At 67.2% G+C, this 2,093-nt stretch carries 1 protein-coding gene and 1 pseudogene; both read left to right on the top strand.

Going from position 1 to position 2,093, the window contains the following annotated elements:
- Positions 1–1,258, top strand: a pseudogene (locus RMO12_RS10450) (hypothetical protein); the annotation flags it as partial.
- Positions 1,259–1,462: 204 nt separating this feature from the next.
- Positions 1,463–2,093: alpha/beta fold hydrolase (locus tag RMO12_RS10455; protein WP_309639245.1), on the top strand; the 631-nt coding region annotated here is incomplete at its 3' end.

Raw genomic sequence — 2,093 nt, forward strand, 5'->3', positions numbered from 1 at the left:
ATTCACGACATTGGTGTTCGGTGGGGCGCAGCGCCGGTTTGAGCGCAGCCATTGCGCCTTCTACCTGCACCGGCTCGAAGACCTGGACGACGCGCAGCGCGTGCTCGCCCTGACGGCCGAGGACTTCCGACTCCTCAACCCCAACACCGGCGCCGCACCGATCTTCCGCAGTGCGCGCGACGCCGCGATCACGACCCGCATCTACCGAGAACACCCGGTGCTGGTGCGCCACGGCGAACGCAGCGATGCGCTGGGGCAGCAGCCCGAGCGCAAGGTCTGGCCGGTGAAGTACCTGCGCATGTTCGACATGACCAACGACTCGCACTTGTTCCTGAAGCGCGAGGAGCTGGAAACGCAAGGCTGGACGACAGCGCCCTTGAACCGCTGGCGCAAGGGCAAGCGCGAGGCGGTGCCGCTGTACGTCGGCCGCATGGTTCATCAGTACGATCACCGCCACGCGAGCGTCACCGTGAACGAGGACAACCTCCACAACGCGGCGCAAGGCGCCTCCTTGAACTCGACGCAGAAGGCCGACCCTGGAGTGTTCCCGGCGCCGCAATACTGGGTTGCGGGCGAAGCGGTCCCGCAACCGTTGCAGCGGGACTGGGCGATCGGCTTTCGCGATATCGCCCGCGCGACCGACGTGCGAACGATGATCGCCAGCATCGTGCCAAGCAGCGTTGCCGGCAACACGTTGCCGCTGCTGATCGACGATGGTTTGAGTGCAGCAAGCGCGACACTGCTGCTCGCAAACCTGAACGCCGTGGCCTTCGACTACGTGGCCCGGCAGAAGGCCCAGACGACGCACCTCAACTGGTACATCCTCGAGCAACTCCCCGTCATCGCCCCCGAGCGCTTCAACGAAGCCCTCCCGCCCGCGTTTGCGGCCCGCATGCGCGAAACCGGCCTGATGAACGGCCACCACGACCGACCGACCGTGGCCGACTTCGTGATCCCGCAGGTGCTGGCCCTCTCTTACACCGCCCACGACCTCGCGCCGTTTGCACGCGATCTCGGTTACGTCGACGCGGCCGGGCAGGTGCTGCCGCCGCTCGTCTGGAACGACGAAGACCGCCGCGCCCGGCTGGCCGCGCTCGACGGGCTGTTCATGCACCTCTACGGCCTCACCGAGGACGACGCGGCCTACATCCTCGACACCTTTCCCATCGTGCGCCAGCAGGACCAGGCGGAGTTCGGCCGCTACCGCACGAAGGAAGATGTGCTCGCGCAGCTCCGCACGATCCGGGCCGGGACTTGAGGCCGCGCGAGGGCGGGTTCAACACGCCGGAGCCGGTCGTGACGAGTTGACCGGTTCGGCCCGATAGAATCGATCGACAGCGCCGATTTGATCCGGATTGCGGGCGCTCAACAAATGCAGCTAAAGAGGTTTCCGCGACACTCCCAGTGACCCGGCCTCGCTAGCAAAAGCGTCGCCGGGTTTGCTTTTTTGTCTCGGGAGCCTATGAGTTCGATCGGCATCGTCATTGCGCAGTCGCTGCAGTTCACCGCGCCGCTGGTGCTGCAAAGCGGCGAGCGCCTGGCGGACTGCACGCTGGTCTACGAGACCTATGGCACGCTCAATGCCGAGCGCAGCAACGCGGTGCTGGTCTGCCATGCGCTCAACGCCTCGCACCACGTGGCCGGGCGCTACACCGAACCGGACAAGAGCGCCGGCTGGTGGGACAACCTGGTCGGACCCGGCAAGCCGCTGGACACCGACCGCTTCTTCGTGATTGGCGTCAACAACCCCGGCTCCTGCTTCGGATCGACCGGCCCGATGCACACCAACCCCGCCACCGGCCGACCGTATGGCGCGGACTTCCCCGTCGTGACCGTGGAAGACTGGGTCGACGCGCAGGCGCGCTTGCTCGACGCGCTGGGCATCGCGGCGCTGGCCGCGGTGATCGGCGGCAGCCTCGGCGGCATGCAGGCGCTGTCGTGGACCTTGCGCCACCCGGCGCGCGTGCGCCATGCGGTGGTGGTGGCCTGCGCGCCCAGCCTGTCGGCGCAGAACATCGCCTTCAACGAGGTGGCGCGCCGCGCCATCGTGACCGACCCCGACTTCCACGGCGGCCATTTCTATGCCCATGGCG

The organism is Methylibium sp., from assembly GCF_031393925.1.
Classification (GTDB): Bacteria; Pseudomonadota; Gammaproteobacteria; order Burkholderiales; family Burkholderiaceae_C; genus Methylibium.